The 26,250-nt window shown below is 60.4% G+C and carries 25 protein-coding genes; 11 read left to right on the top strand and 14 right to left on the bottom strand.

All coding sequences use genetic code 11. From position 1 onward, the window contains the following. Positions 1 to 18 precede the first annotated feature (18 nt). Positions 19 to 1,830, bottom strand: coding sequence for a translational GTPase TypA (typA, locus tag AB5Y95_RS18215; protein ID WP_005307808.1), 1,812 nt, complete (start codon positions 1,828 to 1,830; stop codon positions 19 to 21). Between the two features lie 352 nt (positions 1,831 to 2,182). Here typA and glnA point away from each other — a divergent pair, with 352 nt between their 5' ends. The 5 genes from glnA to add all read left to right on the top strand — a co-directional run bounded on the left by glnA (position 2,183) and on the right by add (position 7,972). After that, positions 2,183 to 3,592: a glutamate--ammonia ligase gene (glnA, locus tag AB5Y95_RS18210; RefSeq protein WP_005307807.1), complete on the top strand. Its 1,410-nt coding sequence runs from the start codon at positions 2,183 to 2,185 to the stop codon at positions 3,590 to 3,592. Between the two features lie 91 nt (positions 3,593 to 3,683). Continuing rightward, complete coding sequence (locus tag AB5Y95_RS18205) at positions 3,684 to 4,265, top strand: DUF4124 domain-containing protein (RefSeq protein WP_005307806.1); 582 nt, start codon at positions 3,684 to 3,686, stop codon at positions 4,263 to 4,265. 80 nt (positions 4,266 to 4,345) lie between these two features. Next, a complete protein-coding gene (gene glnL, locus AB5Y95_RS18200) occupies positions 4,346 to 5,401 on the top strand; it encodes a nitrogen regulation protein NR(II) (RefSeq protein ID WP_005307805.1) in 1,056 nt (351 codons plus the stop codon). Between the two features lie 9 nt (positions 5,402 to 5,410). Next, the gene (gene glnG / locus AB5Y95_RS18195; RefSeq protein ID WP_005307804.1) at positions 5,411 to 6,829 is read left to right on the top strand and encodes a nitrogen regulation protein NR(I); all 1,419 of its coding nucleotides are present in this window, start codon (positions 5,411 to 5,413) and stop codon (positions 6,827 to 6,829) included. A 141-nt stretch (positions 6,830 to 6,970) separates the two neighbouring features. Continuing rightward, positions 6,971 to 7,972, top strand: coding sequence for an adenosine deaminase (gene add, locus AB5Y95_RS18190; RefSeq protein WP_368161778.1), 1,002 nt, complete (start codon positions 6,971 to 6,973; stop codon positions 7,970 to 7,972). A gap of 67 nt (positions 7,973 to 8,039) precedes the next feature. On the opposite strand, the gene hemN is transcribed toward add, so the two are convergent. From hemN to AB5Y95_RS18170, 4 genes are all read right to left on the bottom strand, one after another. Beyond that, complete coding sequence (hemN, locus tag AB5Y95_RS18185; RefSeq protein WP_368161777.1) at positions 8,040 to 9,413, bottom strand: oxygen-independent coproporphyrinogen III oxidase; 1,374 nt, start codon at positions 9,411 to 9,413, stop codon at positions 8,040 to 8,042. 26 nt (positions 9,414 to 9,439) lie between these two features. After that, positions 9,440 to 9,880 carry a DUF2489 domain-containing protein gene (locus AB5Y95_RS18180; RefSeq protein WP_005307801.1) on the bottom strand — a complete coding sequence of 147 codons (441 nt, stop codon included), beginning with the start codon at positions 9,878 to 9,880 and terminating at the stop codon, positions 9,440 to 9,442. An 11-nt stretch (positions 9,881 to 9,891) separates the two neighbouring features. Continuing rightward, entirely contained in the window at positions 9,892 to 10,470 is a 579-nt protein-coding gene (gene yihI / locus AB5Y95_RS18175) for a Der GTPase-activating protein YihI (protein WP_005307800.1), read from the bottom strand. Positions 10,471 to 11,300: 830 nt separating this feature from the next. Then, positions 11,301 to 11,918: a cytochrome c gene (locus AB5Y95_RS18170; protein ID WP_005307797.1), complete on the bottom strand. Its 618-nt coding sequence runs from the start codon at positions 11,916 to 11,918 to the stop codon at positions 11,301 to 11,303. Between the two features lie 142 nt (positions 11,919 to 12,060). Between AB5Y95_RS18170 and yihA the strand changes: the two genes are divergently transcribed. Continuing rightward, positions 12,061 to 12,711: a ribosome biogenesis GTP-binding protein YihA/YsxC gene (yihA, locus tag AB5Y95_RS18165; protein ID WP_005307794.1), complete on the top strand. Its 651-nt coding sequence runs from the start codon at positions 12,061 to 12,063 to the stop codon at positions 12,709 to 12,711. Positions 12,712 to 13,501: 790 nt separating this feature from the next. Here yihA and AB5Y95_RS18160 read toward each other — a convergent pair. The 9 genes from AB5Y95_RS18160 to AB5Y95_RS18120 all read right to left on the bottom strand — a co-directional run bounded on the left by AB5Y95_RS18160 (position 13,502) and on the right by AB5Y95_RS18120 (position 20,252). Beyond that, positions 13,502 to 13,762: a DUF1488 domain-containing protein gene (locus AB5Y95_RS18160; RefSeq protein WP_005307791.1), complete on the bottom strand. Its 261-nt coding sequence runs from the start codon at positions 13,760 to 13,762 to the stop codon at positions 13,502 to 13,504. Further along, positions 13,759 to 14,580 carry a shikimate dehydrogenase gene (aroE, locus tag AB5Y95_RS18155; RefSeq protein ID WP_244364441.1) on the bottom strand — a complete coding sequence of 274 codons (822 nt, stop codon included), beginning with the start codon at positions 14,578 to 14,580 and terminating at the stop codon, positions 13,759 to 13,761. The genes AB5Y95_RS18160 and aroE overlap by 4 nt, the downstream gene beginning before the upstream one ends. Before the next feature lie 102 nt (positions 14,581 to 14,682). Further along, the gene (gene hemF / locus AB5Y95_RS18150) at positions 14,683 to 15,591 is read right to left on the bottom strand and encodes an oxygen-dependent coproporphyrinogen oxidase (protein ID WP_024941522.1); all 909 of its coding nucleotides are present in this window, start codon (positions 15,589 to 15,591) and stop codon (positions 14,683 to 14,685) included. A gap of 106 nt (positions 15,592 to 15,697) precedes the next feature. Then, complete coding sequence (locus AB5Y95_RS18145) at positions 15,698 to 16,258, bottom strand: Sua5/YciO/YrdC/YwlC family protein (protein WP_005307782.1); 561 nt, start codon at positions 16,256 to 16,258, stop codon at positions 15,698 to 15,700. Between the two features lie 131 nt (positions 16,259 to 16,389). Further along, on the bottom strand, positions 16,390 to 16,893 hold the full coding sequence (gene purE / locus AB5Y95_RS18140) for a 5-(carboxyamino)imidazole ribonucleotide mutase (RefSeq protein ID WP_005307779.1): 504 nt from the start codon (positions 16,891 to 16,893) through the stop codon (positions 16,390 to 16,392). A 74-nt stretch (positions 16,894 to 16,967) separates the two neighbouring features. Next, the gene (locus tag AB5Y95_RS18135) at positions 16,968 to 17,525 is read right to left on the bottom strand and encodes a type I DNA topoisomerase (RefSeq protein WP_005307777.1); all 558 of its coding nucleotides are present in this window, start codon (positions 17,523 to 17,525) and stop codon (positions 16,968 to 16,970) included. 55 nt (positions 17,526 to 17,580) lie between these two features. Next, positions 17,581 to 18,054, bottom strand: a complete 474-nt coding sequence (locus AB5Y95_RS18130; protein ID WP_005307774.1) for a DUF494 family protein — start codon at positions 18,052 to 18,054, stop codon at positions 17,581 to 17,583. Further along, positions 18,047 to 19,162: a DNA-processing protein DprA gene (gene dprA / locus AB5Y95_RS18125; RefSeq protein WP_368161776.1), complete on the bottom strand. Its 1,116-nt coding sequence runs from the start codon at positions 19,160 to 19,162 to the stop codon at positions 18,047 to 18,049. Before dprA ends, AB5Y95_RS18130 begins: the two co-directional genes overlap by 8 nt. Position 19,163: 1 nt before the next feature. Continuing rightward, on the bottom strand, positions 19,164 to 20,252 hold the full coding sequence (locus AB5Y95_RS18120; protein ID WP_368161775.1) for a LysM peptidoglycan-binding domain-containing protein: 1,089 nt from the start codon (positions 20,250 to 20,252) through the stop codon (positions 19,164 to 19,166). A 108-nt stretch (positions 20,253 to 20,360) separates the two neighbouring features. Here AB5Y95_RS18120 and def point away from each other — a divergent pair, with 108 nt between their 5' ends. The 5 genes from def (at position 20,361) to AB5Y95_RS18095 (ending at position 26,242) form a co-directional block, all read left to right on the top strand. Further along, a complete protein-coding gene (def, locus tag AB5Y95_RS18115; protein WP_011704266.1) occupies positions 20,361 to 20,873 on the top strand; it encodes a peptide deformylase in 513 nt (170 codons plus the stop codon). Positions 20,874 to 20,885: 12 nt separating this feature from the next. Then, positions 20,886 to 21,830, top strand: a complete 945-nt coding sequence (fmt, locus tag AB5Y95_RS18110) for a methionyl-tRNA formyltransferase (protein WP_139752459.1) — start codon at positions 20,886 to 20,888, stop codon at positions 21,828 to 21,830. 56 nt (positions 21,831 to 21,886) lie between these two features. Continuing rightward, a complete protein-coding gene (gene rsmB, locus AB5Y95_RS18105) occupies positions 21,887 to 23,179 on the top strand; it encodes a 16S rRNA (cytosine(967)-C(5))-methyltransferase RsmB (RefSeq protein WP_017785240.1) in 1,293 nt (430 codons plus the stop codon). Positions 23,180 to 23,326: 147 nt separating this feature from the next. After that, a complete protein-coding gene (trkA, locus tag AB5Y95_RS18100) occupies positions 23,327 to 24,703 on the top strand; it encodes a Trk system potassium transporter TrkA (protein ID WP_005307752.1) in 1,377 nt (458 codons plus the stop codon). 96 nt (positions 24,704 to 24,799) lie between these two features. Beyond that, complete coding sequence (locus tag AB5Y95_RS18095) at positions 24,800 to 26,242, top strand: TrkH family potassium uptake protein (RefSeq protein WP_005307750.1); 1,443 nt, start codon at positions 24,800 to 24,802, stop codon at positions 26,240 to 26,242. Positions 26,243 to 26,250: the final 8 nt, after the last annotated feature.

The raw sequence follows: 26,250 nt of genomic DNA, 5'->3' as shown, positions 1-26,250 counted from the left end.
CATCGCTGATGCAGCGGATCAAGCACGACCGGCGCGCTTGCGGTCCAGCTCGGTCAGCAGCTTCTTGCGGATACGGATGCTCTTCGGAGTGACTTCAACCAGTTCGTCGTTGTCGATGAACTCCAGAGCCTGTTCCAGCGACATGCGGATCGGCGGAGTCAGCACCTGGGCTTCGTCGGTACCGGAGGCACGCATGTTGGTCAGCTGTTTGCCCTTCAGGCAGTTGACGGTCAGGTCGTTGGAACGGGAGTGAATACCGATCACCTGACCTTCGTACACTTCGGTCGCGTGACCGATGAACAGACGACCACGGTCTTGCAGACCGAACAGGGCATAGGTCAGCGCCTTGCCGGTAGCGTTGGAGATCAACACGCCGTTCTGACGCTCACCGATGCTGCCACCCTTGTGCGGACCGTAGTGGTCGAAGGTGTGGTACAGCAGACCGGTACCTGAGGTCAGGGTCATGAACTCGGTCTGGAAGCCGATCAGGCCACGGCTCGGGATCATGAAGTCGAGACGGACACGGCCTTTGCCATCCGGGGTCATGTTGGTCATCTCGCCCTTACGTAGGCCGAGTTGCTCCATGACGGAACCCTGGTGCGCTTCTTCCACGTCCACGGTTACGGTTTCGAACGGTTCTTGCAGAACGCCATCCACGGTGCGCAGGATAACTTCCGGACGGGATACCGCCAGCTCGTAACCTTCGCGACGCATGTTTTCGATCAGGATGGAGAGGTGCAGTTCACCACGGCCGGAGACGCGGAACTTGTCCGGATCGTCGGTCTCTTCCACACGCAGGGCCACGTTGTGGACCAGCTCCTGGTTCAGACGCTCCAGGATGTTGCGGGAGGTCACGAACTTGCCCTCTTTACCGGCGAACGGAGAGGTGTTGACCTGGAAGGTCATGTTCACGGTCGGCTCGTCAACGGAGAGCGGCGGCAGCGCTTCAACGGCACCGTTGTCGCAGATGGTGTCGGAGATCTTCAGCTCGCCCAGACCGGTGATGGCGATGATGTCGCCAGCTTGCGCATCGGCCACTTCGGTACGGGACAGACCCAGGTAGCCCAGTACCTGGCCAACTTTGCCGGTACGGGTCTTGCCATCGGCACCCACCACGGTCACCTGCTGGTTGGTCTTGACGCGACCACGGGTGATGCGGCCGATACCAATAACGCCCACGTAGGAGTTGTAGTCCAGCTGGGAGATCTGCATCTGGAAGGCACCGTCGGTGTCCGCGGCAGGCGCTTCCACGTTGTCGACGATGGCCTGGAACAGGGGTTCCATGTTCTCGGACTCGACGTCTTGATCCAGGGTGGCCCAACCGTTCAGTGCAGAGGCGTAAACAACCTTGAAGTCCAGTTGCTCATCGGTGGCGCCCAGGTTGTCGAACAGATCGAAGACCTGATCCATTACCCAGTCAGGACGAGCACCCGGACGGTCGATCTTGTTGATGACCACGATCGGCTTCAGACCCTGGGCGAACGCCTTCTGGGTCACGAAACGGGTTTGCGGCATCGGGCCGTCAACGGCGTCAACCAGCAGCAGTACGGAGTCAACCATGGAGAGCACACGCTCAACTTCACCACCGAAGTCGGCGTGACCCGGGGTATCCACGATGTTGATGCGGTAGTCGTTCCAGCGGATCGCAGTGTTCTTGGCGAGAATGGTGATGCCACGTTCCCGTTCCAGATCATTGGAGTCCATGATCCGTTCCTGACCTTCGCTGGTGCGATCCAGAGTGCCGGATTGCTGCAGCAGCTTGTCCACCAGCGTGGTTTTGCCGTGGTCAACGTGCGCAATAATCGCAATATTGCGTAAATTCTCTAACATTCTCGCCTCAAATCACCGGGTAAAATTGGGCGCTAATTGTACTCTCGCCTTTGTGATCTGCCTAGCAGAATTGCAGTACATTCGCGCATAACAGGGGATCAGGATCATAGACCTTCTCATCAAAGCCTGCTTAGATAGGGGCCGACCGTATACCACGCACCATTTTAGTGCACCAAAACGATCCAAGGTTGCACTACTTTGAGGCGTAACGCGCTGAGATAGCGAGTCTCGGGGCAGGCCCGTAGTCGCAAATGCCCTGAAATCAAGCTGTCACAAACTTGGCACGATACTGGCTTATGTGAATGTGATGACGCATTCACCCTAAGAGTTTTAACACCGGAGGTTACTTAGCATGTCAGCCCAGAACGTTTTGGCCCTGATCCAGGAACACGAAGTCAAGTTTGTCGACCTGCGCTTTACCGATACCAAGGGTAAAGAGCAGCACGTATCCATCCCTGCCCACCAGGTCGACGAAGATTTCTTCGAAGACGGCAAGATGTTCGACGGCTCCTCCATCGGCGGCTGGAAAGGCATCAACGAATCCGACATGGTGCTGATGCCGGATCCTGCCTCTGCCAAGCTGGACCCGTTCACCGAAGAGACCACCCTGAACATCGTCTGTGACGTGCTGGAACCCGCTACCATGCAGGGTTACGACCGCGATCCGCGCTCCATCGCCAAGCGTGCCGAAGACTTCCTGAAAGCCAGTGGCATCGCCGACACCGTGCTGTTCGGGCCGGAGCCGGAATTCTTCATGTTCGACAACATCACCTTCTCGAACACCATGGGTCACAGCTTCGTGAAGATCGAATCCGAAGAAGCCGCCTGGAACTCCGGTACCAACTACGAGCACGGCAACAAAGGCCACCGTCCGTTCGTGAAGGGCGGTTACTTCCCGGTTGCCCCGGTCGACTCCTCCCAGGACATCCGCGCCGCCATGTGCCTGGTGCTGGAAGAGATGGGCCAGGTCGTTGAGGCTCACCACCACGAAGTGGCCACTGCCGGTCAGAACGAGATCGCCACCCGCTTCAACACCCTCACCCTGAAGGCTGACGAAGTACAAGTGCTGAAGTACGTGATCCACAACGTGGCCCACGCCTACAACAAGACCGTCACCTTCATGCCGAAACCCATGTTCGGTGACAACGGCTCCGGCATGCACTGCCACCAGTCTCTGGCCAAGAACGGCGTCAACCTGTTCGCCGGCGACCTGTACGGCGGTCTGTCCGAGATGGCGCTGCACTACATCGGCGGCATCATCAAGCACGCCAAGGCCATCAACGCCTTCGCCAACCCGACCACCAACTCCTATAAGCGTCTGGTTCCGGGTTATGAAGCACCGGTCATGCTGGCCTACTCCGCCCGCAACCGCTCTGCCTCCATCCGTATCCCGGTGGTACCGAGCCCGAAAGCGCGCCGCATCGAAGTCCGCTTCCCGGATCCGGCTGCCAACCCGTACCTGGCCTTCGCTGCCCAGTTGATGGCCGGTCTGGACGGCATCATCAACAAGATCCATCCGGGCGATGCCATGGACAAGAACCTGTATGATCTGCCGCCGGAAGAAGCAGCCGAAGTGCCGACCGTGGCCGGCTCTCTGGACGAAGCCCTGGCCGCGCTGGATGCGGATCGCGAGTTCCTGACCCGCGGTGGCGTGTTCAGCGACGACTTCATCAACTCCTACCTGGAGCTGAAGCAGCAAGACGTTGACCGTGTGCGCATGACCCCGCACCCGCTGGAATTTGAACTGTACTACTCCGTTTAATCCGGATCCCAGCTCAGAACTTGACCAAACCCGCCGACAGGCGGGTTTTTTCTCTGATAGGATTAAGCAGAATCCCGTCAAGGAGAGATGGATGAAAACCGCCTACCCAGTATGGATGCTGAGCCTGTTGCTGCTGGCCACCAGTGCCGCCCAGGCCGCCAAGGTATACTCCTGGACCGACAACCAGGGGGTCGTTCACTACACGGATGCACCGCCCCCGGGACAGAAGGCCAAGGAGGTCGATCTGCGCGTCGCCCCCTTCATCGGCACTGCCCCCCGCTCGGTCCAGGTGGACAACTTCAACAGCCTGACCGGTGTCGATGCCAAAAAAGAGAAGGAAGCAGCCAAGCTGGTGATCGAGCTGCTCTCCCCGGAACAGGGCAGCACCCTGCGCGACAACACAGGCAACGTGGTGTTCCAGGGCCAGGTCAGGCCCCAGCCGCCCACCCAGTATGACGTGCGCCTGACCCTGGACGGCAAGGCGGCCCCCCTCGTCAACAACGCCCTCGCCATCCGGGTCGAAAACCTGGATCGCGGTGCCCACGAGGCCCAGCTCGAGCTGCTCGCCAAAGACGGTACGATCCTTGCTAAATCCAAGGCAGTCACCTTCTACCTGCACCGGGCCAGCATCAATTCAGCCCCCAAAGCGACCCCGCTCAACAACAAGGGGTGATCCTGTGCCTCGATACGGGTAGACTAAATGCACCACATTGGTGCATAGCTGGTGTATAGCACCGTTTTAGGGAGAAACCAGTGCCAACCCGCCCGGATCAAGCCAGGATACTGCTCGACAACCTGCTGACTGCCGTCATCCTGATGGATGAACGGCTCTGCATCCAGTTCGTCAACCCCGCCGCCGAGCAGCTGCTCTCCCTCAGTCAGCGCCGGTTGATCGGCATCGAGCTGCCCCATCTGCTGGAACATATCTCCCTCGATCTGCAGCGCCTCAAGCAGTGCCTCAGTTCGGGGCAGGGCTTCACCGACAGCGAAGTCACCCTGGTGGTGGAAGGGGAGCCCAGACTGGTGGAGATGAGCGTCAGTCCACTGGCCGACCACGAACAGCGGCTGATGGTGGTGGAGCTGCGCAAGATCGACCAGCAGAAGAAGATCAGCCAGGAGTTGCAGCAACATGCCCAGCAGCAGGCGGCCAAGGAGCTGGTACGCGGCCTGGCCCACGAGATCAAGAATCCCCTCGGCGGTCTGCGCGGCGCGGCCCAGCTGCTGCAAAAGGAGCTGCCCGACCCCGCCCTGCGCGAATACACCGGCATCATCATCGAGCAGGCCGACCGGCTACGGGTGCTGGTCGACCGGCTGCTCGGCCCCCAGCGGCCCGGTCGCCACCAGATGCACAACGTGCACTCGGTGCTGGAGCAGGTGCGTAGGCTGGTGGAGCTGGAGCTACCGCCAACGGTGCGCATCGAGCGGGATTATGATCCCAGCATCCCGGAGTTCGAGATGGAGCCGGATCAGCTGCAACAGGCCTTTCTCAACATGGTGCGCAACGCCGCCGAGGCCATCGGTGAACAGACCGGCCTCATCCGCATCAAGACCCGCACCGCGTTCCAGATCACCATCCACGGCCAGCGCTACCGGCTGGCGGCCGAGATCAAGATCATCGACAACGGCCCCGGCATCCCGGATGCCATCCGCGACACCCTCTTCTATCCGATGATCACCGGCAAGGAGGGGGGCACCGGGCTCGGCCTCTCCATTGCCCAGAACCTGATCGACCAGCACAAGGGGCGGATCGACTGCATCAGCTGGCCCGGCCACACCGAATTCACCATCTTTCTACCGCTTCGCAAATAAGGGAACGTCATGACAGCAAAAGTGTGGATCGTCGATGACGACAGTTCTATCCGCTGGGTGCTGGAGCGCACCCTCGGCAGTGAAGGTTTCGAATGCGAAAGCTTCGCCGATGGCGAGGCGCTGCTGAGCTCGCTGGAGATGCGCTCGCCGGACGTGATCCTCTCCGATATCCGCATGCCCGGCATCGACGGCCTCAGCCTGCTTGAGCAGATCCATCGCCGCCAGGCCGACCTGCCCATCATCATCATGACCGCCCACTCGGATCTCGACAGCGCAGTCAACGCCTACCAGCGCGGCGCCTTCGAATACCTCCCCAAGCCGTTCGACATCGACGAGGCTGTGACTCTAGTGCGCCGCGCCGAGAATCACCTCAAGGAGCAGCGCACCAAGCGCAAGGCTCGCCAGCAGGATCCGGCCAGCAGCCCCGAGATCATCGGCGAGGCGCCGGCCATGCAGGAGGTATTCCGCGCCATCGGCCGGCTGTCGCGCTCCAGCATCTCGGTGCTGATCAACGGCCAGAGCGGCACCGGCAAGGAGCTGGTCGCCCACGCCCTGCACAAGCACAGCCCGCGCGCCCACAAGAACTTCATCGCCCTCAACATGGCGGCCATCCCGAAAGATCTCATCGAATCGGAACTGTTCGGTCATGAGAAAGGGGCCTTCACTGGCGCCAACAACATCCGCCACGGCCGCTTCGAGCAAGCCGACGGTGGCACCCTGTTTCTCGACGAGATAGGCGACATGCCGCTGGATGTGCAGACCCGACTGCTGCGGGTGCTGGCCGATGGCCAGTTCTACCGGGTCGGTGGCCATCAGCCGGTACAGGTGGATGTGCGGATCATCGCCGCCACCCACCAGAATCTGGAGAAGCGGGTGGCCGACGGCGAGTTTCGGGAAGACCTGTTCCACCGCCTCAACGTCATCCGCATCCACATTCCCGCCCTCAAGGAGCGGCGCGAAGACATTCCCCAACTGGCCCGTCACTTTCTGCTGCGGGCAGCCAAGGAGCTGAACGTGGAGGCCAAGAGCCTGCATCCGGATACCCAGGCCTATATCAGCCGCCTGCCCTGGCCCGGCAACGTGCGCCAGCTGGAGAACGTCTGTCGCTGGCTCACCGTGATGGCCTCGGGGCAGGAGGTGCTGGTGAGCGACCTGCCCACCGAGCTGCTGACCCCCATCACCAGCACCGCCGAGCCGGGCCAGCCGGCGCTGTCCGGCGGCTGGCAGCAGCAGTTGCAGGATTGGGTCGCCGCCAAGCTGGCGCTGGGGGAGACCGACATCCTGGCCGATGCCCTACCCCAGTTCGAGCGGATCATGCTGGAAACCGCGCTGGACCATACCCATGGCCACAAACAGGAGGCGGCCCGGCTGCTCGGTTGGGGGCGAAACACTCTGACCCGCAAGCTGAAGGAGCTCGACCTCTCCTGAGTCCTTGGGAAAAACGATTCCCATCACGCCTTGGCAAATCGCCGACCAATAAGACCCCGTTTGATTTCAAACGGGGTATCTTTTTTGGAAGCCCCGCCTAGAATGGCAGGCTTTCACACCCGACTCGAAGAAGGCGCCATCATGATTGACAGATCCCTCCCCCTGACCGACCTGCACCGCCATCTGGACGGCAACATCCGCCCGCAGACCATCCTCGAGCTGGGCCGTCAGCACAACATTCAACTGCCCGCCTTCGAGCTGGAGGCGCTGCGTCCTCATGTGCAGATCGTCGAGAATGAACCGAGCCTGGTCGCCTTCCTGAAGAAACTGGACTGGGGTGTGGCCGTGCTGGCCGACTACGATGCCTGCCGCCGGGTGGCCTACGAGAACGTGGAAGATCTGCTGCGCGCTGGCATCGACTATGCCGAACTGCGCTTCAGCCCGGCCTACATGGCGATGGCTCACAAGCTGCACCCACAGGGCGTGGTCGAAGCCATCATCGATGGCGTAGCGGCCGGTAGCCGCGACTTCGGCATCAAGACCAACCTGATCGGCATCATGAGCCGTACCTTCGGCACCGAGCAGTGCAAGCAGGAGCTGGATGCCTGCCTGGCTCATCGCGACAAGCTGGTTGCCATCGATCTGGCCGGCGACGAGCTGGGCTTCCCGGGCGAGCTGTTCACCGAGCACTTCCGCCGGGTGCGCGATGCGGGCATGCGCGTCACCGTGCACGCCGGTGAAGCCGCCGGCCCCGAAAGCATGTGGCAGGCCATTCGCGAGCTGGGGGCCGAACGTATCGGCCACGGCGTCAAGGCGATTCAGGATCCAGCCCTGATGGCCTATCTGGCCGAGCACCGCATCGGCATCGAATCCTGCCTCACCTCCAACATTCAAACCACCACGGTGGCGAGCCTGATCGAGCACCCGATCCGCCAGTTCCTGGCCGCCGGCGTGCTGGCCTGTCTCAACACCGACGACCCGGCGGTCGAGGGGATCGACCTGCCCCACGAATATGAAGTAGCCGCTCCGGCCGCCGGCATGACGATGAGCGAGATCCGCACCGCCCAGCAGAATGGCCTGACCCTGGCCTTCCTGAGCGAGAGCGAAAAGGCCGAGCTGAGCGCCCGCGCAGCCCAGCGCTGAGTACAGCCAAGCCCAATAAAAAACCGCCTCTCGGCGGTTTTTTTATTTTCCAACAGCATCGACCGGCTTAGATCACCCGGGAAAACTGCTGCTGGCGCGCCTTGCTCCGCAGGTAAACATCGAAACACATGCAGATATTGCGGATCAGCAGCTGACCGGTGGAGACCACCTCCAGCCCCTCTTCGGTCATGCACACCAGTCCGTCATCGATGAAGGTCTGCAGCAGCTTGAGGTCCTCGGCGAAGTACTCATTGAACACCAGATCATGGGCCTGCTCGACGGCGGCAAAGTTCAGGGAAAAATCGCAGATGAGGCGCTTGATCACCTCGCGGCGGATCAGGTCGTCCCGATTGAGGGAACACCCCTTCCACTGGGCGTGCCCCAGCGTTTCCACCTGGGCGTAGTAGGCCTTGAGCTCTTTCTGGTTCTGGGAATAGGCATCGCCGATCATGCTGATGGAGGAGACCCCCAGCCCCAGCAGGTCGCAATCCCCCTGGGTGGTATAGCCCTGGAAGTTGCGATGCAGCTTGCCCTCACGCTGGGCCACCGCCAGTTCGTCGTCCGGCTTGGCGAAGTGATCCATGCCGATGAACTGGTAACCCTGACCGGTCAGGAAGGCGATGGTGTCCTGCAGCATGGCCAGCTTCTCCTGCGGCGCCGGCATGTCCGCCTCCTTCAGCTTGTGCTGGGCGGCAAAACGGCTCGGCAGGTGGGCATAGTTGAAGATGGAGAGGCGCGCCGGGTCGGTCTTGAGCACCTCTTCCAGGGTATGGTGGAAGCTCTCCCGGTTCTGGTGCGGCAGGCCGTAGATGAGATCCAGATTGGTGGAACGAAAACCCAGTTCGCGGGCCCGCTCCAGCATGGCGCGGATGAAGTCGTTGTCCTGCTCGCGGTTGACCGCGACCTGGACCTCCTTGTTGAAATCCTGCACGCCGAGGCTGATGCGGTTGAAGCCGATTTCCCGCAGCACGTCCAACATGGAGAGCTCGATCTCGCGCGGATCCACCTCGATGCTGATTTCGCCCTCTGTGGCGAAGTTGAAATGTTCCCGCAACATGGCCATCAGCCGGCGGGTCTGGGGTTCATCCAGATAGGTGGGCGTGCCGCCGCCCCAGTGCAGCTGGGTCACCAGCCGCTCCTTGAACAGCGGGGCCTGTGCCTTGATCTCTTGCTCGAGGTAATCGAGGTACTGGTCAGCCTTGTGGCGGTGACGGGTGATCACCTTGTTGCAACCGCAGTAGTAGCAGAGCTTGTGACAGAAGGGGATGTGCACGTAAAGCGACAGGTTGCGCGCCGGATACTGGCTCGCGGCCTGGACGAAGTCCGGATAACCGAAGCCCTCGTTGAACTCCAGCGCAGTGGGATAGGAGGTATAACGCGGGCCGCTGTAATTATATTTTTCGATCAGGGCCTGATCCCACACAATCTGTTCTGCTTGCACGCTTGCTTCCTCTTGTTGTTATTGGCTCACCGGCTTAACTGAAAATCCTTCAGTCGGGCCACATCCTTGAGGATCTGCGCCTCCAGCTCGGCCTCATAGCCACTGCGTTCGAGATCCATCTTCATGATTTCATTGCGCTTGAGGGCCCGCCTCGCCTCATGGGTCGGCATCTCTTTCACCTTCTCGTAGAGACCGTACAGACCCGGAAATTCACCGGCAAAGGCACGACCGCCCTTGATCTGCAGTGCATCGAGCAGGTTGGTCAGCCGGATGGCACCCTCGGAGTAGTCGCACTGGCCGTCTCGTACCGCGTGGGCGATGACCCTGACGCTCTCGAGAATACGCTCATTGCGGGCCGCGATGGCCTGCTGCTGACTGTCGTGCTGGCGCTTGAGACGGGCCAGCAGGGAACCGGCATAGAAGGCCAGCCCCAACAAAATCAGGCCGCCCAACAGGGCGGCCAGCATCCATCCACTCATCACTTTTTCTTCGGCTCAGGCTTGGGCTCCGGCTGATAGTCAACCTGAGTGAAACGATCCCACAGCTCCTCTTCGGAGGCAGGTTGGTTCGGCTCGTCAAAGTCGGCATCATCAAAGTCCATGTCGTCTTCATCGTCATCGTTGTCGATGATGCCAAGCTCGTCCATCAGCTCCTGATAGCGATCGACCCGCTGATCGACCCAGGCCTGCTCGGTCGCTTCCAGGGTTTCACCAGCATCCAGACGATCCAGCAGGTCATTGAGGCGATCATCATTCTCGATGGAGGCCAGCTCCTGCTCGGGTGTCATCACCAGCTTCTTCTCTTTGGCGGGTTTGGGCGCCACCGGCTTGCCACCCTTCTCTTCCACGATCAGCGCGACGGGCTTGCGGGAACCGATACGCGGGTCCTTGGCCTGCTTGGTACCGCCTTTCTTGCCGCTCTGCTCGACTTGCTGGCGGGATCCGGCCTTCAAGCCCTTGCGCTTGGCGGCGCGCTTGCGCTCACGGCCTTCCTGGGCACTGGCCTCTGATTCTTTGCGCTTACCGGCGGGCTTGCGATTGGGTTGTTTAGCCGACATGAATGACTGACTCCGACAAATAACTGGATTGAAACCCGTTCCCGGCCTGATGTGGGCCGGGGAGGATGCTGATACCGGGAGTGATGGACGAGAAACAAAAAGTGGGATCCCGCACCCATCCGGCCATGAATGACCACCAAATACCGCAGGATCGGCATCCTCTGGGCATGTTGCTGGTATTTTGACACAGAATGACCGGGCGGGTTAATGACCCAAAAGAAAAAAGGCAGCCGAAGCTGCCTTGATATGTTTATGCGAGTCCCATCCCTGGCTGCAAATCACCCTGTCCGTGGTGATACGTCTGCGCATCATATCTTTGTGTGTGGTCGTCCTGACCTTAATTGGTCGATCCTGAATGTGCGTGTGCTTGCCTGACCCATGCCGACGACGTCCGGTCATCTTCTGGGGTGGTTGCGTCCCGCAGCCCCGCTCTTCCTGAACGGTCACCATCCTGGTTTTTCAATCCTTTGCCTGCCACTTGCATGGCTCCGTGGCGTCCTGCCGCCTCGACATCCTGTCTTTCACGTCATCCCTGTCGTGAACTGCCCTGCGGGCCACTCCATGCATCCACTGTATCAACTTAATAAAGTGGCTCAATCCACCAGGAACGTTTTCAAACGGAAATAATCCATCTATTGTCATTTAACATATTGAAATTAATGAATTACTAAGCATTATTCCCGAATTTTTTAAGCCCTGGCCAGGCTCATGAATGGGAGATCTCTTACAACAATGCGAGAAAAAATTGGCCAAATGGTGTTAAAGGCCAAAAAGAAACGAGGAGCCGCTGGCTCCTCGTCAATATCAACGGGCTGGATAAACGACCGCAATCAGTGCAGGCCCGCCACATATTTGGATAGCACTTCGATATCCTGATCGGTCAGCTTCTTGGCCACATCCCGCATCATGCCGTTCGGATCGTTGTCACGAGCGGCAGCCCGGAAGGCGGTGAGTTGAGCCTTGATGTAGGCAGGGTGCTGGCCGGAGAGGCTTGGATATTTGGCCTGCTCGACCCCGGAACCACGAGGACCATGACAGGCGGTACAGGCAGCCAGACCGCGGCTCATGTCGCCCCCCATGTAGAGCGCCTTGCCTGCCGCCACAGCATCATCGGGCACGGCGATCGGCGTCACCTTCTGGCTGGAGAAGTAGGCAGCCAGGTCCTCCATGTCCTGCTCGGACAGGGGAAGCGCCATCGGCCCCATGATGGGAGCAACCCGACCAGTTTGGCCGGAAGCTGCAGCCTTCAGTTCAACTAACTGCTTTTTGATATATGATGCGTGCTGACCAGCAATCTTGGGATACATGTCGACAAGGCTGTTTCCGTCCGGTCCGTGACAGGCCGCGCAAACGGCAGCCTTGGTTTGTCCCGCAGCGGCATCGCCCTTGGCTTGTGCCATCCCCGTTACGCCAACCATCAGAGCAAGAGTAATGACTAGGTTCTTCATGGCGTTCCAACTTCTCGTTATTAGGCTTCCAGATCCCATGCCGCTGAAGGCATGTTAAAATAAACGCGTTTAAGCGACGCCATTTTACACGATTTCACAAAAAAGTAACTCTATAACCCTCTATCTCTATGGGGAATTTACGTTGGATACACAAACTCTGAATTTCAATAAGGTGCATTTTGTGACCAGCGCACCCGACATCCGTCACCTGCCAAATGATGGGGGTGTCGAGATTGCGTTTGCCGGCCGTTCCAATGCCGGTAAGTCATCTGCATTGAATACCTTGACCAAGCACAAGAACCTGGCGCGTACCAGTAAGACCCCGGGTCGCACCCAGTTGATCAACCTGTTCGAGCTGGAGCCGGGCAAGCGTCTGGTCGACCTGCCGGGTTACGGTTATGCGCAAGTTCCGCTGGAAATGAAGCTTAAGTGGCAAAAGTCCCTGGCTGAATATCTGCAGCGTCGCGAGTCCTTGAAAGGGCTGGTGATCCTGATGGACATCCGTCACCCGCTCAAAGATACCGACATGAACATGCTGGAGTGGAGCGCCCACCGCGCACTGCCTGTCATGCTGCTGCTGACCAAGGCCGACAAGCTGAGCCCGGGCCCGCGCAACAATCAGGTCATCAAGGTACGCCAGGCCGTGGCGGCACTGGGCCCGCATATCCAGGTGGAAGCCTTCTCCTCGCTGAACAACATCGGGGTGGAAAAGCTGGCCCAGACGCTAACCGGCTGGTATCAGGCTGGCGCTGATGAGGTGATTGACGACGAACAAGAGTCGATCGAGGAATAACTCCCCTCTTGTTGACGCGGCAAGCAACCATGCAATTGGCGGAGCGGCTCCTCCGCTGATTGAAAGGCTTTCAGCCTGTGAGCCCCCTTCTCTGCCCTCCATCCACGCTTGGCTTACCTCCCTCCAAAAATCTGAATAACCATATTGATCAATGGGATAAATAGTTAATTTTATATAACAATTAACTTTTCATCCCATTGGCAACGTTTTCAAATTCATGCAGAGGAAAAGCGGCGATATCGCTTAATAAGTACCAAAATGAAATTTAATTACATTTTCTGTGGCGGAGGGATAAAAATGAGGCCGGTGCTGCAGATGCAGTACCGGCCTTAAACAATCAGTTCAAAAATTGGGAAGAAGCTAAATCTTGAGAACAAAGACGACTGGTTTTTCCTCAAGAAGCCCTTTCATTCTAACAAATATTCACCAACATTAAAGCATTTACTCTAAACGCAACCCATAAAAAAACGCCCCGATGATGACTCACCGGGGCTGCTATTCAGCCACATTCAATTACGTGAAATAAAAGGTCTGAAAGATAGAACATCTTACCTCTGTACCCTACGTTGCTAACTGTATAGCAAAGCAGCAGAAAGTGAAAGTAATTTATGTAATTTAGTTTCACGGAAAATGAATTACATAAATTTTCTTACTTTTCATGCAGATAAAAAAATCCCCAGTACGAATACCGGGGCGTTATAAAGGTGACTAGCTAGCACTTCCTCAACTATCTAGTTAGTCCACGTCTCTTGGTACAAGTTCCGCTGCTTTGAGAAAAAACTCGTAAAAATCACAGATAGATTGCACCATCCTCTGCAAACTCTTGTTCTTCAATGAGTTTTTCAGCCATCTCTTCGATGTCAAAACGTACGCTTTCGAAGGCCCGCAGTATGTCCTCCTCCCTGGCCAGGGAGAGACCGGTCATTTTTTCCAGTCGCCGGCGGCTGATGTAGCAGTCGACCAGTGCACCCATCTGCTGGGCGGGAAAATGGATGCGCTGTTCATGCGGTTGCCAGTCCGCCAGCTCGGGAAACAGGATGCCTTGATTCATAGGGTCCCCAGATTGCGTTGCAGTTCTCTCAATACCTGTTTAGTCCCTGGCCGGATTCCGCGCCACACGGTAAACGCTTCGGCCGCCTGTTCCACCAGCATGCCCAGCCCGTCCATGGTCTGGCTGGCACCATGTTGTCTGGCCCAGCCAATGAAGGGGGTATCCGTCGCACCATACATCATGTCGTAGATGGCGATGCCGGCATGGATCAGGGCAGGATCCAGCGGCGGGAGCTCTCCCTGCAGGCTGGCGGAGGTGGAGTTGATGATCAGATCGAAAGGACCGGCCAGCTGTGGGTAAGTCTGGGCACTGACGGACCCCAGATCAGCAAACTCGGCTGCCAGCTGCTCGGCCCGGGCGTGGGTCCGGTTGGCGATCACCACTTCGGTCGGCAGTTCGGCCAGCAAGGGCGCCAGCGCACCGCGCGCCGCACCACCCGCTCCCAGCAGCAGGATCCTGCTGCCGGCCAAATTCATCCCGTGGGACTTGAGGTCAGCCACCAGCCCGGCCCCATCTGTATTGTCCCCCAGCAATACGCCGTCATCGGTCAACTTGATGGTATTGACCGCCCCCGCCCGTTTGGCCCTGGGGCTCAGCCGGTCGACCAGGGCAAATGCCTGCTCCTTGAAGGGGACAGTGACGTTGCACCCTTTGCCGCCCTGGGCAAAGAAGGCACGCAATGCGGTGGCGAACTCCTCGACTGCCGGCTCGGCCAGACCATATTCCAGTTCTTGCTGGGTCTGCCGGGCAAAGAGGGTATGAATGAAGGGGGATTTGCTGTGGCGCACCGGGTGGCCAAAAACCAGATAACGATCCATCAAGGCGTTCCTTTAGAGGGCAATCTCCCGATTTAACGGGTTTTCCCCCGCGGGAACAAGTCGAATATCGGCAACAAGAAGGGGCCGCGATGGCCCCTTGCTTCACAGCCACTCACGCGGCTTGAGATAGTCGGTGTAGAGCTGCGCCTCCGGGCTGCCAGCCTCCGGTTGCCAGTCATACTCCCAGCGGGCCAGTGGCGGCATCGACATCAGGATAGACTCGGTGCGCCCCCCCGTCTGCAGACCAAACAGGGTACCGCGGTCATATACCAGATTGAACTCCACGTAGCGACCGCGGCGATATAGCTGGAACTCCCGCTCCCGCTCGCCATAGGCATCTCCTTTGCGTCGCTCGACAATCGGCAGATAGGCGGCGAGGTAGCCTTCACCCACCGCTCGCATGAAGGCAAAACTGTCGGCAAACGGCCAGCGATTGAGATCGTCGAAGAAGAGACCGCCGACACCACGGGTCTCGCCTCTATGCTTGAGGAAGAAGTAGCGATCGCACCAGGACTTGAACTCGGGATAGATGTCGTCGCCAAATGGCTGGCAGAGGTCGTGGGAAACCTGATGCCAGTGCCGAACGTCTTCTGCGAACGGATAGAAGGGCGTCAGATCGAAGCCCCCTCCGAACCACCAGATGGGCGCCTCCCCCTCCTTTTCCGCGATGAAGAAGCGCACATTGGCATGGCTGGTCGGCACGTAGGGGTTGTGCGGATGGATCACCAGCGACACCCCCATGGCCTCGAACCTGCGGCCGGCCAACTCGGGGCGATGTGCCGTGGCGGAAGCAGGCATGGCATCGCCATACACATGGGAGAAGTTGACCCCGCCCTGCTCGATCACAGCACCATGGCGCAGCACCCGGGTACGACCACCGCCGCCCCCCTCACGCTGCCAGGCATCCTCCACAAAGTGCCCGGCACCGTCAGCCTGCTCCAGTCCACGGCAGATGTCGTCCTGCAACTGCAGCAGGAAGGCCTTGACCTGGGCTACATCCGGTTTGCTCATCTTGTCTCCAGTCAGCCAGGATCGTCGCCTGACCCTATTATTGTGATGTCCTCGAACCGGCACTCCGCCCGTCCGCATAGCCACCAGACCTCGTCACCAACGCCGCTCAGGAGGGGCGAATGACGGCACCGGTTCTGGCATCCTTGATCTCGGATGGGTTGGCCTGCCCCCCCACCTCGCCGGGCAGGATATAGGCCAGCTGGCTGGCCAGCAATTCGCCGATGTCGGCCAGCCGGCGGGCAGGCTCCTCGCCAGTCAGATTGGCACTGGTGGAGACCAGCGGCTTGCCAAAGGCACGACACAGCGCCTGTACCTGTGGATGTGCCGTGACGCGCACGGCCAGGGTGTCAAATTGTCCGGTCAGCCAGGCCGGCGTATCGGGACGAGCCGGCATGATCCAGGTAAAGGGACCGGGCCAGCTGGCCTCCACCCTGGCCAGCTGCTCGCTGGTGAGCTGGTCCAAATCGATGTAATCCTGCAGCTGGGCCAGATCGGCGGCAATCAGGATCAACCCTTTCTCTACCGGTCGTTGCTTGATCGCCAGCAGGCGTTGTACCGCCGCTTCGGAATCGGGATCACATCCCAGGCCAAAAACCGCTTCGGTAGCGTAGGCAATCACCCCATCGTGCTGGAGTGCGGCAACAGCAAGTTCAAATTCTTTGGACATAAAAAATGCGACAGCCGGGCTGTCGCCTCATCATCAATTAAGGTTGACCCCGCAGGGTGGCAACCACTGTAGCCCCCTTCATCCCCCTGCCAACAACAGAGCGAAGCTGACCGTGGTTGCCGTCTCGGGGCTTACTTGAGTTGAGCCTGCAGGGCGGCATCCTTGGCCAGCACCTCGTCGGCATTCTTCTGGCGCTCGGCCCGAACCTTGGCCGCCAGTTCATCATCGGCCACCGCCAGCATCTGGGCGGCCAGATAGCCGGCATTTTTGGCACCGGCTTTACCGATAGCCACGGTTGCCACCGGCACACCACCCGGCATCTGCACGGTGGAGAGCAGGGCATCCAGCCCCTTGAGCGGGCCACCATCGATGGGCACGCCGATCACGGGACGCGTAGTGATGCCAGCCACGGCACCTGCCAGGTGAGCGGCCAGACCGGCGGCGCAGATAAAGACCTTGCAGCCACGGGCTTCGGCATCGGTTACGTACTGGTGGGTCGCTGCCGGGGTACGGTGTGCGGAAGTCACCTTCACTTCCACCGCGATGTCGAACGACTTGAGAACCTCAAGAGTGGTCTGCATCACGGGAAAATCGGAATCAGAGCCCATCAATACGGCAACGAAAGGTTTAGTCATGGCGGGAATTTCCTTACTCCAAGTGGGGGGTGGAAGGTTGCCGAAAACGTTTCAATTCGCTCAAGGCGGCGCGATTATACCCGCTCGCTCTGGTGGCCGCATTTCTTTTGCGGACAGATCCAGCGCACGCTCCCCCGCACTTTTTTCTCCACCATGATGCCCCAGCCGCACTGCGGGCAAGGCATGGCAACCGGCTTGTCATTGACGACGTATTTGCAGTGGGGATAGCCGTCGCAGGAGTAGAACTGCTTGCCATAACGCGAGGTCCGACTGATCAGATGACCCTTGCCGCACTCGGGACAAAGTACCTGGGTATCGTCACTCTCCTGCAGGGATTCGATGTGCTGGCAGGCCGGATATTGGGTACAGCCCACGAACAACCCATAGCGCCCCTTCTTGATCGCCAGCGGCTGGCCACAGTCCGGACAGGCAGAGCCCTCGAGCACTTTCTCGATGTCACGGCCGGAGGGGGTCAGGGAGCGAATGAAGTCGCAGGCAGGGTAGGCGGAACAGCCCAGAAAAGGGCCGTGCTTGCCCTGGCGGATCACCAGCTCGGCACCACACTGCGGGCATGGCTCACGTTCAAGCGCATGCTCGTGGGCAGAAAAGAGGTGGTGATCGATCTTTGACATGGGCCGCGCCTTGAAATCCAGATGATCCGGATTCTACCAGCGCGGCTGCGGGCTGTCAGTGGATGACTCCATCTGACTCGTCAAACACCAGCTCTTCCATCTGCTGGTAGGCGTTTTCACTGCCGGGAACGTTGAAGAGCACCATCATGACCACCCACTTCAGGTCATCCAGCTCGATATCCGGCTTGTCCAGCTCGAGCAAACGCTCGATGCAGATTTCGCGGGTTTCGGCGTTGAGCACCTGGGCCTGCTCCAGAAACAGCAGGAAGCCGCGGCACTCGGTGCTTAGACGGGCCAGTTCTTGCGGGGCATAGATACGCATCGAGCCTTGCGTGCTGGCGGCCACGTAGACCTCCCGCTCGCTGTCGTGCAGATTGGCCAATCTTTCCAGCCAGTCGAGTGCCTTCTCGATCTCCTCCTTGTCGAAACCGGCGCGGCTCAGTTCATCGGTGAGTTCGTTTTGTTCGACCGTCACATCTGCATCGCTGTGGATGTAGGTCTCGAAAAGGTACATCAATACATCAAACATGATTCGCCCTCCTCGCTCTGACGTATCCACCGGCTACCGCCATCACTGCTCCGGCCAGCTCCAGCTCAACCAACCTGCCCAATACCACTTCGACAGGAAGCTGGGTCCGCTCGGCAACGGTATCCACGCTCGTGGTCTCGTAATCTACGTTATCCAACAAATCGGCATAAGGCAATTCGCTATTATGCTGCTGCTCAGACATATCCGTCCCTAGATGGCTCAGGGCACAGAATCCCGGCAGCTCTTCCACTATATCGGCCGCGCTCAACACAAGTTTGGCCCCCTGCTGGATTAATTTGTTGCAGCCCAGCGCCTGCCCGTTCTGCGGTGCCCCCGGCACGGCGAAGACATCCCGCCCCTGTTCGAGCGCGTAACGGGCAGTGATGAGCGAACCGCTCTGCTCGGCCGCCTCCACCACCAGGGTTCCCAGCGACAGGCCGCTGATGATGCGATTGCGCCGTGGAAAGTGTTCCGCCAGCGGCCCCTTGTCGGGCACCAGCTCGGAGATGAGCACACCATCCTGCGCCAGGATCTGCTCTGCCAGCCCCTGATGACGCTTGGGGTAGAGGCTGTCGAGCCCTGAACCCAGCACTGCCAGGGTGATCCCCCCGTTTGTCAGCGCCTGTTGATGACAAATCCCATCGATGCCAAGCGCCAGACCTGAGGTAATGGCCAATCCGCACGCGACCAGCTCGCTGCAGAGGCGGGCAGCATTTTCCTTGCCGGCATAGGTCGGGTGGCGCGTGCCGACCATCGCCAGCTGGGGAACAGACAGTGCTGCCAGATTGCCGCGGCAGTAGAGCAACAGAGGGGCGGCTGGGATCTCCTTGAGCAGAGGTGGATAGGCGGGATCGTCGGGGCAGAGAAGATGATTGCCGGGCTCGGCTGCCCAGCTCAGCCCCTGTTCGACCACCGGCAGAGGCCATCGCATCTGCCGGATCTGGGCACTTTGCAGACCCAGTTCTCGCAAGGTGCCATCTTCCGAGTCGAACAGGGCGGCGATGTCGCCGCCGAAATGGGCGAGCAGACGAGCGGCAGTGACCGGGCCGATACCGGTGACGGCATCCAGTGTCAGCCACAGCGCGAGTCGCCCGGATGGAAGCGTCACGTCAGAAGTTGCTGACCTGATAGCCGGTGCCGACCATGTTCTGGCTTTGCAGGATCAGCCCGTAGCTCAACTTGTCATACACCTTGAACAGCATGACCCGCGCCACCGCCTCCGAGGGGAGCGGTGATTTGCCGGCAGAATAGAAGGCCTTGTCATAGACGGAAGAGTACTCCCGATAGGCGACCTTGCCATTCTTGCTCACCAGCCGGGTCCCGGGTCGCAGGATCTCCAGCACATCGCCGGGAGCCACCTGATCCCGCAGACCCTTGTTGATGAGCACGACATCGAACTTGCCGCCCCCCCGGGCCTTGCTCGGCAGATCGACGATATAGCCGGGCGAGATGACGGGGGCCGCTTTGGGTGTAAACACGGCGGAGAGGCTCTCCTGCGGCGGGAACGGCATCAGCTTGTCTCCCTGATACACTTCCCGCTTGCTGTGGCTGAGGGTGACCCGGGTACGACCATCCGGCAGCAGGGCCTCCGCCCTGGCCGTACCGACGAAGACCGCCTCCTGCCCAAGTTGCTCGCCGGTTTTCCGATCCTTGTAGATGGCGCCAGGGTGGTAGATGCCGTAATCCTGGCCCGGGATCAGCGAACCCTGCACGTAGAGGGTATCGCCCTCCAGCATGCCAATATGGGCCTCATCATTGCCGAGCACGTAGGGCAACTGCTTCGCCTGCTGGCTGTTTGCCAGAATATGGTCGGTCTGCAGGAAGGGGCCTATCTCGCTGAGCGGCAGGGTCGGAATGGGATTGGCCTTGTTCTCGTAGCGGCTCTTGGGAGAGAGGCGGATCACCTGCTTGCCGCCCTGGGTCGCCTTGCCGAGCCGCGGCTCGCCATTGACCCAGCTCAGGTGCAGCACGTCACCCGGGTAGATCCAGTGGGGATTGGCGATCTGCGGGTTGATGTTCCAGAGCCTTGGCCAGAGCCAGGGCTCTGCCAGATACTGGCCGGAAATATCCCAGAGGGTGTCGCCTTTTTGCACCACATAGGTCTCGGGATAGCCTGCCTTCAGTTTGAGCTGGTCGGCCTGAGCTCCCTGGCTCAACGTGGCCAACAGGCAGGCGAGGATGGTTTGCTTCAGATACATAACACTCCCTGTTACTTCTGCGCGCAAAGTGTTGCTGTTTTTTGTCGGCGTAAATGACTAGAATTACGCCAATATTGACTGCATTTATACGAAACTAAAGAAAAAACTATGGCCATTCTAGATGTATTGCGTTTCCCCGATGAGCGTCTGCGTACCGTCGCAGCCCCTGTCGAGACCTTTACACCCGAGTTACAACACATTGTAGATGATATGTTCGAAACCATGTACGCGGAGGAAGGCATCGGCCTCGCCGCCACTCAGGTCGACATTCATCAGCGCATCATAGTGATCGATGTCTCTGAAAACCGTGAAGATCCTCTGGTATTGATCAACCCCGAGATCATCGAGCAGGCCGGCAGCACCGGCATCGAGGAAGGGTGTCTCTCCGTGCCCGGCAGCCGTGCCCTGGTGCCCCGCGCCGAGTGGGTCAAGGTGCGCGCACTGGATCGCCACGGCAAGGCATTCGAGCTGGAAGCAGACGATCTGCTCGCCATCTGCATCCAGCATGAGATGGACCATCTGGTCGGCAAGCTGTTTGTGGATTACCTCTCCCCGCTCAAGCGCCAACGCATTCGCCAGAAGCTGGAAAAGATGGCCCGTGAAGATCGCAAAGTCCTCTGAGGATCTGCCCCATTGAATAAGCTGAAACTGATTTTTGCCGGTACTCCCGACTTCGCCGCCCGTCACCTGGCGGCGTTGTTGTCTTCCGACCACGAGGTCGTCGCCGTTTATACCCAGCCGGACAAGCCCGCCGGCCGCGGCCAGAAGCTCACCGCCAGCCCGGTCAAGGAGCTGGCGCTGGCGCACGATCTGCCGGTCTATCAACCGGCTAGCCTGCGCAAGGAAGAGGCCCAGGCCGAACTGGCTGCCCTTGGCGCCGACCTGATGGTGGTGGTGGCCTACGGCCTGATCCTGCCCAAGGTGGTGCTCGATACCCCGCGTCTGGGCTGCATCAACGTGCACGGCTCCCTGCTGCCGCGCTGGCGCGGCGCCGCCCCGATCCAGCGTTCCATCTGGGCGGGCGATGCCGAGACCGGCGTGACCATCATGCAGATGGATGTGGGGCTGGATACCGGCGCCATGATCCGCAAGATGAGCTGCCCCATCGCCGCCGACGAGACCTCCGCCAGCCTCTATGACAAGCTGGCCGAGCTGGGCCCGCAGGCGCTGGTCGACACCATCGATGCCATGGCCGCCGGCGACATCGCCGCCGAGGCGCAGGACGATGCGCTGGCCAACTACGCCGAGAAGCTCTCCAAGGAAGAGGCCCGCATCGACTGGTCGATGGACGCAGCCGCTATCGAGCGCTGCATCCGCGCCTTCAATCCCTGGCCCATTAGCTGGTTCGAGGTGGCTGACCAGACCGTCAAGGTATGGCAGGCCGAGGTCATCACACAGGATCACGGCCAGCGCGCCGGCACCCTGCTCAAGGCCGACAAGCAGGGGATCGATGTCGCCACCGGCAAGGGGGTACTGCGCCTGCTGACCCTGCAGCCGCCCGGCAAGAAGGCGATGTCCGTGACGGATCTGCTCAACTCTCGCCGCGACTGGTTTGAACCCGGCACGCAATTGAATTGAACTGAATTGACACAAGGCGGGGCCCAGGCCCCGACTTGCGCATCTAAGGTAACACTATGAAAACACGCGCACAGGCTGCTCTCGTCATTCAACAGGTGCTGGATCAGGGCCAGTCCCTCTCAGCCGTTCTGCCTGCTGCCCAGGAGAAGGTTGCGCCCCGCGATCGCGCCCTCCTGCAAGAACTCTGCTACGGTACCCTGCGCTGGCTGCCCCGCCTCGATGCGGCGGTCGGCGAGATGATGGACAAGCCGCTCAAGAACAAGAGCCGCATCTTCCACTACCTGATCCTGGTCGGTCTCTATCAGCTCATCTACACCCGCATTCCGGCTCACGCCGCGGTGGCCGAGACCGTCAACGCCGTCAAGCTGCTCAAAGGTACCTCTCTGCGCGGCCTCATCAACGGCGTGCTGCGCAACTTCCAGCGCAGCGCCGAAGTCATTCTGCTGCGTATCGACCGCGTGCCGAGCGTGCGCCTCGGCCACCCCGAGTGGCTTACCAAGCGTCTGCGTCAGGCCTATCCGGATGAGTGGGAGTTCATCATGGAGGCCAACAACCAGCGCCCACCCATGTGGATCCGCAACAACAGCCAGCGCCAGAGCCGCGAGCAGATGCTGGCCCGCATGGCCGACGCCGGCATCAATGCGGTGGCCGGTGAAGAGGGCGAGGATTGCATCCTGCTGGAGCGTCCCTGCGACGTGACCAAGCTGCCCGGCTTCGAGGTCGGCGACTGCTCGGTACAGGATGGCGCAGCACAACAGGCGGCCGCCCTGCTCGACCCGCAACCGGGCGAGTGGGTGCTGGATGCCTGCGCCGCCCCCGGCGGCAAGACAGCCCATCTGCTGGAGCGCCAACCCGCGCTGGCCGGCGTGGTCGCCGTCGATGCCGACGAGAACCGCCTCAAGCGGGTGCAGGAGAACCTGGATCGCATCGGCCTCAGCGCCAAGGTGATCCACGGCGATGCCAGCACGCCGGATCAGTGGTGGCCAGAGGGGCAGTTCGATCGCATCCTGCTGGATGCTCCCTGCTCCGCCACCGGCGTCATCCGCCGCCACCCCGACATCAAGTGGCTGCGCCGGGATCAGGACATTCGCGAGCTGGCCGAGCTGCAGCGCCGCATCCTCGGCGCCCTCTGGTCGAAACTGAAAAGCGGCGGTACTCTGCTCTACGCCACCTGCTCCGTGCTGCCGGAAGAGAACCGCGATCAGATCCGCGCCTTCCTCGCGGCCACGCCGGATGCCACCCTGGTGCCCCTGCACGCTGAGGACACACCGGAGTGCCCGGGTCGCCAGTTCCTGCCGGGCGAGGCCGAGATGGACGGCTTCTACTACGCCAGGCTGAGCAAGCGCTAAGCAGGGCCGCAAGTACGGGGGTGCCGCCGGTCGGCACCCGTTACTGCCCAATATCGAGCACGTTTTCCCTATGAGATTCATGATGTTGATGACTGTCCCCGCGCACACAGGCAGAGCTGGCAAGGGTGACGTCCATGAGGCTGTTCTATGAAGATCATCATTCTGGGCGCCGGTCAGGTCGGCGGCACCCTGGCCGAGAACCTGGCCGGCGAGAACAACGACATCACCATAGTCGACACCGACAGCGATCGGCTGCGCGAGCTGCAGGACAAGTTTGACCTGCGGGTTGTGAACGGCCACGGCGCCCATCCCAAGGTGCTGCGCGAAGCCGGCGCCCAGGATGCCGACATGCTGGTCGCCGTCACCAACAGCGACGAGACCAACATGATCGCCTGCCAGGTGGCCTATTCCCTGTTCAACACCCCGAACAAGGTGGCGCGCATTCGCTCCCCGGCCTATCTGGTGGAGCGGGATCGGCTGTTCCTGCCCGAATCCGTGCCGGTGGATCACCTGATCGCCCCCGAGCAGCTGGTGACCGACTACGTGCGCCGCCTGATCGAATACCCGGGCGCCTTGCAGGTGGTGGACTTCGCCGGCGGCAAGGTGGGTCTGGTGGCGGTCAAGGCCTACTACGGCGGCCCGCTGGTGGGCAACGCCCTCTCCACCCTACGCGATCACATGCCCAACATCGAGACCCGGGTGGCGGCCATCTTCCGTCAGGGCCGCTCCATCCGTCCGCAGGGCACCACCATCATAGAAGCGGATGACGAGGTGTTCTTCGTGGCGGCAGCGGGCCATATCCGCGCCGTGATGTCGGAGCTGCAGCGCCTCGAGAGCCCCTACCGGCGCATCATGATCGTCGGCGGCGGCAACATAGGCGCCGGCCTCGCCCGTCAGCTGGAGAAGCGCTACAGCGTGAAGCTCATCGAGCGCAGCCAGAAGCGGGCGGAGCAGCTCTCCGAGGTGCTGGAGCACACCATCGTCTTCTGCGGCGATGCGGCGGATCAGGAGTTGCTGGCGGAGGAGCACATCGACCAGATCGACGTCTTCATCGCGGTGACCAACGAGGACGAGGCCAACATCATGTCGGCCCTGCTCGCCAAGAAGATGGGCGCCAAGAAGACCATGGTGCTGATCCAGCGCAGCGCCTACGTGGATCTGGTGCAGGGCGGCTCCATCGACATCGCCATCTCCCCCCAGCAGGCCACCATCTCGGCCCTGCTGACTCATGTGCGCCGGGCCGACATCGCCAACGTCTACAGCCTGCGTCGCGGTGCCGCCGAAGCCATCGAGGCCATCGCCCACGGTGACGAGAACACCTCCAAGGTGGTCGGCAAGACGGTGGGCGAGCTCAAGCTGCCGCCCGGCACCACCATAGGCGCCGTGGTTCGGGGGGATGAAGTACTGATCGCCCACGACCGCACCCAGATCCAGCAGGACGACCACGTGGTGATGTTCCTAGTGGACAAGAAGTACATTCCGGAAGTGGAACGCTTGTTCCAGCCAAGTCCCTTCTTCCTGTAACCTGCCCATGTACCCAGGCAGCGCAAAGCAGACCCGGCACCGCCTCTCCAGGGGGTTGTCCGGGTCTTTTGTCAATCAACGACCAGGTTATCTTGCATGATCAAGCTGCGTCCCATCATCTTCACCCTCGGGCTGGTGCTCTCCAAACTGGCCCTGTTCATGTGGCTGCCCACCCTACTGGCCCTGCTGACCGGTTCAGAGGGGTTCGTCGAGTTTCTCAAGTCGGTGCTGATCACCCACGGCGCGGCCCTGCTCTGCCTTCATTACGGCCGCAAGGCGGAGTTTCACCTCGGCGTGCGGGAGATGTTCCTGCTCACCACCTCGGTCTGGGTGGTGGCCTGCATCTTTGGCGCCCTGCCCTTCTTCTTCATCACCCACATCAACTTCACCGACGCCTACTTCGAAACCATGTCGGGGGTGACCACCACAGGCTCCACCGTGCTGTCCGGGCTCGACAACATGGCCCACAGCATCCTGTTGTGGCGTTCCATCCTGCAGTGGCTGGGCGGGGTGGGTTTCATCGTGATGGCGGTAGCGGTACTGCCCTACCTCAACGTGGGGGGCATGAAGCTGTTCCAGACCGAGAGCTCGGACTGGTCGGATAAAAGTGCCCCGCGCGCCAAGACGGTGGCCAACAACATAGTGCTGGTCTACCTGGTGCTCTCCATGCTCTGCTTCCTGGCCTACTGGGTGAGTGGCATGACCCTGTTCGAGGCGGTCAATCACGCCATGACCACCCTGAGTACCGGCGGCTACTCCACCTCCGATCAATCCATGTCCCACTTCTCCAACTCGGCGCACTGGATCGGCACCCTCTTCATGTTTCTCGGCGGCCTGCCCTTCCTGCTCTACGTGCAGAGTCTGAGCCGGCGCGATCACAGCCTGCTCAAGGATGCCCAGGTGCGGGGCTTCTTCTGGCTGGTGGTCTGGGTCACCCTGGTGGTCACTGTCTATCTCTGGTTGCGGGGCACCTACGACTTCACGGATGCCCTGCGCATCAGCAGCTTCAACATCGTCTCCGTGCTCACCACCACTGGCTATGGCCTCGGTGACTATGGCACCTGGGGCCCGCTCACCAGCATCATCTTCATCGTGCTGCTGGCGCTCGGCGCCTGCTCCGGCTCCACCGCCGGCGGCCTCAAGATCTTCCGGGTGCAGGTGGCGTTCGCCCTGTTCAAGAAGCAGATGCGCCAGCTGATGCACCCCTCCGGGGTCTTCCCGCAGAAGTACAACGGCCGACCGGTCAACGACGCCATCATCCGCTCGATGATCTCGTTCGTGCTGGCCTACTTCGCCATCATCTTGCTGATCGCCGCCCTGCTCGGCGCCATCGGGCTGGATCCCCTGACCGCCATCTCGGGCTCCATCACCGCCGTGGCCAACGTGGGCCCGGGCATGGGCCCGGTCATCGGCCCCAGCGCCAACTTCGCCTCCCTGCCGGACTCGGCCAAGTGGATCCTGTCGTTCGGCATGCTGCTGGGGCGCCTCGAGATCCTGACCGTGGCGGTGATCTTCTTCCCCTCCTTCTGGAGGCAATAACCGACCAA

This window comes from Aeromonas sp. R5-3 (assembly GCF_040908225.1).
GTDB classification, from domain to species: domain Bacteria; phylum Pseudomonadota; class Gammaproteobacteria; order Enterobacterales; family Aeromonadaceae; genus Aeromonas; species Aeromonas dhakensis.
This window is presented reverse-complemented; position numbering and strand designations above follow the sequence as displayed.

Bases quoted from the DNA above. Each gene is read 5' to 3' on its own strand.
- purE (WP_005307779.1), bottom strand. From the start codon at position 16,893: ATGACTAAACCTTTCGTTGCCGTATTGATGGGCTCTGATTCCGATTTT.
- add (WP_368161778.1), top strand. From the start codon at position 6,971: ATGATTGACAGATCCCTCCCCCTGACCGACCTGCACCGCCATCTGGAC.
- AB5Y95_RS18160 (WP_005307791.1), bottom strand. From the start codon at position 13,762: ATGAATCAAGGCATCCTGTTTCCCGAGCTGGCGGACTGGCAACCGCAT.
- yihI (WP_005307800.1), bottom strand. From the start codon at position 10,470: ATGTCGGCTAAACAACCCAATCGCAAGCCCGCCGGTAAGCGCAAAGAA.
- hemF (WP_024941522.1), bottom strand. From the start codon at position 15,591: ATGAGCAAACCGGATGTAGCCCAGGTCAAGGCCTTCCTGCTGCAGTTG.
- aroE (WP_244364441.1), bottom strand. From the start codon at position 14,580: ATGGATCGTTATCTGGTTTTTGGCCACCCGGTGCGCCACAGCAAATCC.
- AB5Y95_RS18095 (WP_005307750.1), top strand. From the start codon at position 24,800: ATGATCAAGCTGCGTCCCATCATCTTCACCCTCGGGCTGGTGCTCTCC.
- AB5Y95_RS18170 (WP_005307797.1), bottom strand. From the start codon at position 11,918: ATGAAGAACCTAGTCATTACTCTTGCTCTGATGGTTGGCGTAACGGGG.
- AB5Y95_RS18135 (WP_005307777.1), bottom strand. From the start codon at position 17,525: ATGTCAAAGATCGATCACCACCTCTTTTCTGCCCACGAGCATGCGCTT.
- AB5Y95_RS18205 (WP_005307806.1), top strand. From the start codon at position 3,684: ATGAAAACCGCCTACCCAGTATGGATGCTGAGCCTGTTGCTGCTGGCC.
- AB5Y95_RS18180 (WP_005307801.1), bottom strand. From the start codon at position 9,880: ATGCTGGCCGCCCTGTTGGGCGGCCTGATTTTGTTGGGGCTGGCCTTC.
- rsmB (WP_017785240.1), top strand. From the start codon at position 21,887: ATGAAAACACGCGCACAGGCTGCTCTCGTCATTCAACAGGTGCTGGAT.
- glnG (WP_005307804.1), top strand. From the start codon at position 5,411: ATGACAGCAAAAGTGTGGATCGTCGATGACGACAGTTCTATCCGCTGG.
- trkA (WP_005307752.1), top strand. From the start codon at position 23,327: ATGAAGATCATCATTCTGGGCGCCGGTCAGGTCGGCGGCACCCTGGCC.
- glnA (WP_005307807.1), top strand. From the start codon at position 2,183: ATGTCAGCCCAGAACGTTTTGGCCCTGATCCAGGAACACGAAGTCAAG.
- AB5Y95_RS18120 (WP_368161775.1), bottom strand. From the start codon at position 20,252: ATGTATCTGAAGCAAACCATCCTCGCCTGCCTGTTGGCCACGTTGAGC.
- def (WP_011704266.1), top strand. From the start codon at position 20,361: ATGGCCATTCTAGATGTATTGCGTTTCCCCGATGAGCGTCTGCGTACC.
- AB5Y95_RS18145 (WP_005307782.1), bottom strand. From the start codon at position 16,258: ATGTCCAAAGAATTTGAACTTGCTGTTGCCGCACTCCAGCACGATGGG.
- AB5Y95_RS18130 (WP_005307774.1), bottom strand. From the start codon at position 18,054: ATGTTTGATGTATTGATGTACCTTTTCGAGACCTACATCCACAGCGAT.
- typA (WP_005307808.1), bottom strand. From the start codon at position 1,830: ATGTTAGAGAATTTACGCAATATTGCGATTATTGCGCACGTTGACCAC.